This window comes from Treponema berlinense (assembly GCF_900167025.1).
Taxonomy (GTDB): domain Bacteria; phylum Spirochaetota; class Spirochaetia; order Treponematales; family Treponemataceae; genus Treponema_D; species Treponema_D berlinense.
Genome location: NZ_FUXC01000003.1, coordinates 1 through 6,968, shown reverse-complemented (window position 1 = coordinate 6,968; position 6,968 = coordinate 1). Strand labels below are relative to the sequence as shown.

6 protein-coding genes are annotated in these 6,968 nt (G+C 38.3%); 3 read left to right on the top strand and 3 right to left on the bottom strand.

The annotated features are described in order from the left end of the window. Positions 1-44: 44 nt before the first annotated feature. Genes cas2 through cas9 form a run of 3 tightly spaced genes read right to left on the bottom strand, consistent with a single transcriptional unit; the run spans position 45 to position 4,654 of the window. Positions 45-380, bottom strand: a complete 336-nt coding sequence (gene cas2, locus B5D47_RS03580; RefSeq protein ID WP_200806542.1) for a CRISPR-associated endonuclease Cas2 — start codon at positions 378-380, stop codon at positions 45-47. Beyond that, positions 373-1,275: a type II CRISPR-associated endonuclease Cas1 gene (gene cas1, locus B5D47_RS03575; protein WP_078930460.1), complete on the bottom strand. Its 903-nt coding sequence runs from the start codon at positions 1,273-1,275 to the stop codon at positions 373-375. Before cas1 ends, cas2 begins: the two co-directional genes overlap by 8 nt. 37 nt (positions 1,276-1,312) lie before the next feature. Further along, positions 1,313-4,654 carry a type II CRISPR RNA-guided endonuclease Cas9 gene (cas9, locus tag B5D47_RS03570; RefSeq protein WP_078930459.1) on the bottom strand — a complete coding sequence of 1,114 codons (3,342 nt, stop codon included), beginning with the start codon at positions 4,652-4,654 and terminating at the stop codon, positions 1,313-1,315. A gap of 1,216 nt (positions 4,655-5,870) precedes the next feature. On the opposite strand from cas9, the gene B5D47_RS03560 reads away from it, so the two are divergent. The 3 genes from B5D47_RS03560 to B5D47_RS11910 all read left to right on the top strand — a co-directional run. Beyond that, positions 5,871-6,341 carry a GNAT family N-acetyltransferase gene (locus tag B5D47_RS03560; RefSeq protein WP_078930457.1) on the top strand — a complete coding sequence of 157 codons (471 nt, stop codon included), beginning with the start codon at positions 5,871-5,873 and terminating at the stop codon, positions 6,339-6,341. 11 nt (positions 6,342-6,352) lie between these two features. Then, positions 6,353-6,733 (top strand): macro domain-containing protein, encoded by a 381-nt coding sequence (locus B5D47_RS03555; RefSeq protein WP_200806541.1) that lies wholly within the window; start codon positions 6,353-6,355, stop codon positions 6,731-6,733. Positions 6,734-6,813: 80 nt separating this feature from the next. Next, positions 6,814-6,968, top strand: a 155-nt coding sequence (locus tag B5D47_RS11910; RefSeq protein ID WP_143592599.1) for a transposase, incomplete at its 3' end; no start/stop codon positions are given.

The window sequence follows — 6,968 nt, the reverse complement described above, 5'->3', positions numbered from 1 at the left end:
ACAAAGAAATAGAATGCATTGGATGTATTTTTTTTGAGAAAAAATCAAAATAACATAAGTTGTTCGGGCGCTTTTTTTTCAATTTTGTCTCCAGATGAATAGCTGATTATATTCGAATACTGCTTGTCAGTTATTGTAAGAATATCAACCTTTCCAGAAGGTGGCAAGTTGTTTACAATCAGCTTGTAGTATTTTTCGCAGGCATCTTTTCCAGAAAAAAGTTTTGTATAAATCGAATATTGAACCATTGAAAATCCATTATCCAATAAAAAATTTCTAAAATCTGTCGCAGCTTTGCGCTCTTTCTTTTCGATTACCGGTAAATCAAACAAGACCATCATCCACATAAGCTCGTACCTGTTCAATTCAAGATTACTCATCTTTTTCACCTTGCTCCCAAATCGGAAGCTCAATGGCAGGATTTTTATCTTCCAATGCATGGACATAAGAAGCCGTCATATACTGCATGCTCTGAAACGCCGGAGCACAGCCTTCTGTAGTACGGACTTTTAGCCACAAAGAATCCGTGAGCCGCTTTTTGTTTTTTGGTGTAAGTTCTTCTTCTCCCTCCAAACACATTTTATAAACAACAGAATCAACAAGCGGACGATAGATTTCAAAAAAATCATCGGCAAGACAAAACTGATTCAAATTGTTGCTATGGTTCACTCCAAGAGCCGGAATAAGACCCGAAGAGCAGACAGCTCTTGCCATTGCGGCTCGCATTACCGCGTATCCATAATTCAAAAAAGAATTTATTCCATCTTCATTGCGGTCGCGTCTAAATTTTTTCCCAAACAACGTTGTCCAATAAATTTTTGCGGCATAAGCTTCCCGATTGTCGCTGTCGCCAGACTTTACAAGTTTTGAAATCTTTTCAACAAGAGAATAGTCTTTTTCGTATAATTTTAAAACTTTCGCCTGATTTTCTATTTTTCGGATTACAACTTGCTGCCAAACTCTTTTCTTTAGCGGCTCGGAAGCATTTATCTGATTTTTTATGATTTTTGTAAAAAGACAATGGTTTGCGACAGGCAAAACCATGCTTTGCGGAATAAAATTCTTTCCGCACAAGACAGTTACGCAGCCTCGTTCTGCAAGAGCATTTAGAATATTTTTACTGAGCGTAATTCCCTGCGCAGAAAGCAAAAGAACAGAAACATCATCCAGTGGAACCTGACCTAAAATCTCAGTTCCATGCTGGATAACCACAAACCCTCGGTTCAGAGAAACATAGCGATTTTCTTCACAAATCTCTAGTATTCTGTTCAGCATACTTTATTTATCGGTACACTGAACAAAGTTCTCAATATTATTTTTTTCTAAATACGCGGCCTATAGGATTTACAGTAATCGGCCGAGCTGATTTTTCTCCAAAAAGTACATTTACTGAAATCCAGTTTTGAGTCGGCACAGGTTTCCAGCATGGTTCAAGAACAGCCTCATTTGTAGCAATAATCCAATCCGCACAACTTGAAACTGCATAAATCGGACGAATATCAAACTTATTGCTTGTAGCTGCATATCCCGCAATTCTGCACTTGTACCAGTTCCCATTGTCCACAAATTCAAGATAATCATTTTTATGCAGAATACATATTTTCTTTGCGGCAGGATGAGGTTTAGTCATAATTTTCGGATTTCCGTCTAAATCAACTTGGTCACGGCGAATAAACGTTGCCTTGTACGCAGGCTTCGAATCTTTATTTTTTGGAGGAATCTGCCAGACAACAGCGGCAAAATAATCTTCAGGACAAAGATAACGCATTGTGCCGTCTTTATTTTTAATTTCAATCGGAGTTTGAACACGGTTTATGCAGCGGACTTTTTTGATTTTTGTTTGCTCGCTGAACTTCTGCATTACATCTTCTATTTTTTCAGATTTGTGGGCTTCCGTAAATTCGCGAAGCTCTTTTTGGATTTTCTTATCGATTATCGAATCAAAATCCTTTTCTTTTAGCCCTAGAATATTTTCCTTGCAAACGTAATATTCCTTAAAAACCCAAACAACAGGATAAAGTTCCTTAAGCTCCTTTTGAACTTTTTTAATATCCTTAAGTTCTGCAAGTTTTTTTTCAAACTCTGAACGGACTTTCTCATTCTTTATGAAAGCAATATCTTCTTCCCGAATCTTTGAGATTGCAACCTGCTCTGCCATTTTTATTTTTCCAAGCAGAGTTTCTTTAGAAAGCTTGCCTTGAGCGCCGTGGTCAGGCTTAAAACTTACGACAATATTTTTTGTCTTTTCTATTAGGTCTGTTCTTATAACAGGCATCTGCGGAACTTCAATTCTGTTTTTCTTTCCAATCTGATTAAGACGCGAAATTTGCTGAACCATTGAGCGGTCAATCAATGCGATTACGCTTGCATCAAGAGCATGATGGCGATGGTCATACCGGTTCTTTTTGTAAGTTCCAATCTGCTCATCTTTCAGTTCAAAATGAAAAATTTCATTTTCTCCGATTTTTCTTTTCAAGATTGAATCTAGTTCCCATTTATCGCGCAAAAGTTTTGTCATTCCGCCGCTAACAGCCCAGACATTGGAATCTTTTTCAACAACGCACTTCAAATATTTCAAAGCCATTTTTGAAAGATAAGCGTTGTCCGTAAGCTGGCGCGAAATAAATCCGCTTTCCTTTTCAAAAGTTTCCATCGCATTTTCTGAAAAAAGCCGCCTTTTCTGAGGATCTTTTAAATGCGAAGCTCTTTCAAGAATTTCTTTCCAGTTGTAGCCTTCTGGATTTTTAAAGAAAGCCTCGTAAGGTGTATTTTCGCCTTTGAATGCGTTGCATTTTGTATGGGCAATAGTCTTGTTGTGCTCAGAATCCCACAAAGTGCGTCCGAAAGGAAGAATATGCTCAATCTGAACGGTGTTGTCATTAAAAATATCTGCGCCCGAAATTAGTTTTCCGCAATAAACACATCTTCTGTTTAGCGCGTTTTCCGGATCAAGTTCTTCCCAGAGCTTGTATTTTAGACGGTCAGTTCGGTTTGGAAATAGAATAGAAGAATTCGCGTCCTTTATTTTCTTGTTAAGAATCTCGTTCTGCCTTTGGTTTGCCGCAATTTTCTGCTGCATTTTATTTTTAGCTTCTCGACTGGCTTTTAGATCCCGGCTTACTTCTATTACAACCTGCGTTGGTTTTCCGTATTCTTTAATAAGAGCGTTTACAACAACGCGGGTCTGGTTAAGCGCAATATGAACAGTCGGATTGCTTATTTTTCCAAAACGTTCCTCATCGTTTTTAGGATTTGCCTTCGCTCCCATTGTTGAACCTGAAAGAACTTTTCCGTAATAAGGAAGCTCTTCGCATTTTTCAACTGTCTGACTCGCATAATTATAACCAAGTTCTTTTATTACATTGTGAATTTGACAGCGTTCTGTACGTTCAGCTGAATCTGCAAATATTTTTGAATTTTCTTCAATTTTATTCACAACATTTTCAGAAAATTCACGGCAGAAACTTGTTGTGCCGCTTGGAAGAACAAGTTTTGTGATAAAATTCTTTTGCTCAGAAGTCAAATCGTACTTCTCAAGCATTTTCTGAACATCAGAATCTTCCTGCGCAGTTATCAGACATTCAACAATATCATCCTGCTCTTTAAGACTTAAAGAATCCCAAATTTCGCCAAAGCGATTTTTGCTGCGTAGTTTTACAGCGGTTGAATTTCCCTGTAAAAAGTCGCGTGTTTCTGACTCAAGATTGAAAGTGATATTATCATCAAAATCAAGTTTTTTACGGATATCCTTAAAAGTTACTTTTTCTTTTGAATCAAGAAGCTTTATAATTTCGTCCTGCCATTCGGGAAGAAGTTTTTTTGATTTTCCCTCTGCAATAAAAGTTAGATTAAAAACGTCCTGTAAAATGCGTATTTTTTGCGCACACGGCATAGCCTTAAATGTTCTTTCTTTTTCCGGCATATACTGGCACTTTCCGTGTTCCTGAACCTTCAGCGGGCGTTGAAAGAAAATTTCATTGTAGATTGAATTCCAATCAACATCAGGATAAAACGGCTCTTGTTTCTGACGTATAAAACTAAATTCTTCTATATAAAGCTGTCGTACAGGATAATAATCCATTCTGTTTGGAGCAAAGCGAGTTCCGCCATTAGATTCCTTGTTTTTCCAAAGAAATTCTCCAAGAGTTCTATAGCCTGATTTTTTTATTGCATCCGAAAGATTTGAGCATTTATCTGCCTGCGTCAATTTTTCAGATTTTGAATTTTCTTTTGCTTCTTCCTGTGAACCGTCTTTTCGGTTGCTTTTAAATCCACGTCGCACAGAAAGATTAAAAAGGACACGTCCAAGCTCAAACGGCTCCAGTTTTTCATCAAGAGCTTTTATGCGAAGCTCGTAAGGATTCATAAGTTTTAACGATTGGGCTTCATCTTTTTTAAGAGGAAGAAGACCTTGTTTTTGTAAAAGCCGGAAAGTTTCTCTTCTGCGGAGTTTTCTTCTATAAATTATCCTGCGTTGTCCGCGTGCAGTCCTTCTTTCAACAGCAAGCGGCTCTTTTGACTTTGGATTCCGTCCATCTGAAAATATTCTTGCTCCGAGGTCTTCAAGTTTTTCAGGCTCGTTATCTTCATCAAGCGAATAAACAGCCCAGCCAATCGAATTTGTTCCTAAATCAAGCCCTAAACGATATTTCATTATAATCTCCAGCTAAAATTATATCACGGCTTATTAATATGGAGGCAATTATTTTAGAAAAACCGAATGCCGAGTTTTAGAGAAATGAATAAAAAAATGTACAAAACTTTAAGATTTTACCACAAAAAACTTATGCCGGAATTTAAAATGCACATTTTTTGTTCTTGGGCTATCAAGTAAAATCTTTATCTACGGTCAGTATTTTACTTTTGTACAGTCAGTAAAATCTTTATCGATGCTCAGGGTTTTGCTATTGTACAGTCAGTAAAATCTTTATCGATGCTCAGTATTTTACTTTTGTACGGTCAGCAAAATCATTTTGTACGCAGAACATTTTATTTTTGTACGGTCAGTAAAATCTTTTTGTACGAAGGGGAAAATTCATAAAAGGAGAACATTTTATAGCTTAAAATTACAGATTTTCAAAGTTCTTATCTTAAGTATAGTAAAAAAGTTTCAACAATGATTCACTTATTTCGCCAGTACGCTTGGAAAAAGGCAAATCATAGTAGTACTTCGTAAATTGCCATTTAAATACTGCACTAAATGCCTCCTTATTAGAGCACTAATCAACACCTTATTACTGTACTAATTGCACTATAGTATTAGAAAAGTCGCCGTGCTTGACAGTGCGATGTTTGCATAGCAAATTTGGTTAGAAATCATTTGACAAATCATATTCTATTATTATAAAATAATTTTACTGATTAATTTTTCTGGTCAATCTGCTAACAAGGAATCTTTAAGATTCCGCAAAATGCTTATACATTCTTTGGAATGTGTACAGAAAAACTGAAAAAAGGGAGCTGCGGCTTCCTTTTTGTTTTTTAAGAACCTACAGATATTTTTCAGCAAAATAAATTAAGTCCTTTTTTCATAGCACAAATTTGGTAAACAAAATCTCTAATAAAAGCACAAATAAAATCCGTGTTTTTCATTACACAAAATCCTGACGTTTCTGATAAAAGTCGATATTTTCGATATAATAAAAAAGTTGAATATATGCGGTTGAGTTTTGCGTATACAACTGCGAAGCAGATGAAGCAAACGTATGGCAGGGATAGGAGTGGCGGCGCAGCCGTTCCGGAGCGTAGCGGAGGAATGTAGGCGAAAGCCGGAACCACGGATAGCCCGATTTTTGGCAGTTTGCGTAAGAAAACGGACAAAAAGCCACCCGGAAATTTAAAATCTGAACAAACTCAAAAAGGAGCAAAAAATGACAATACGAAGAGCGAACGAAAAGGACATTCCAAAAATTATTGATTTGTTGGGACAGGTTCTGGAGATTCATGCGGAGATTCGGCCTGACATTTTTATTCCGGGAACGACAAAGTACACGGATGCGGAGCTTTCGGAAATGCTCAAGGACGACCTGAAGCCGATTTATGTCGCCGCGGACGAGAATGACTTTTGTGTCGGGTACGCTTTTTGCCAGATCCGGGAGCAGCCTTTTTCAAACAACATGGTTCAGTTCAAGTCGCTTTTTATTGACGATTTGTGCGTTGACAAAAACACCCGCGGCCGGCACATCGGCGAAAAACTTTTTGAGCACGTCAAAAGCGAGGCGAAACGGCTTGGCTGCTACGAGGTAACGCTGAACGTCTGGGCAGGAAATACTTCGGCAGAAAAATTCTACGAAAAAATGGGGCTTAAGACAAAAGAGCGGCAGCTGGAATATATTTTGTAAGTGAGGCAGACATGACACAAAGTGAACGACGCGAATGGCTTATAAAAGTTCTTCTGAACGAGCCGGATTCGCCTGACGAATACAAAAAAATTGAACTTCCGCCGCAAAATGACGAAGAGGCGCAAAAAAACTTGCTTCGCTCGCTGATGAATGTGCGTCCGCCGCGGCCGGTTTCTGATGAATTCTTGAAAATTCAGGACGAATATTTAACCGAACGCAACAAAGAGCGCGGAATCACCGATGTTGCGACGCTGAAAAATGTTCCGGCGGACAAACGGATTTTTTTGTGGCAAGGCGACATCACAACTCTGAACGCGGACGCAATCGTGAACGCCGCAAATTCCGCCCTGCTCGGCTGCTTTGCTCCGCTCCACGCGTGCATTGACAACTAAAATGAGTGCGTAAAACGATACAGAAAAAGGAGCAGATTTAAGGTGCAAACAGCCGATAAATTAAACAGGGCGGTTAGCACATGGCAAAGAAACGACAGTCATTCAGCAAGGATTTCAAGGCAAAAGTTACACTTGAAGCATTACGAGAAGAATCTACAATTCAGGAAATTGCAGTAAAGTATGGCATTCATCCGAATCAGATTTCCCAATGGAAAGCACAGGCAATTGCAGGACT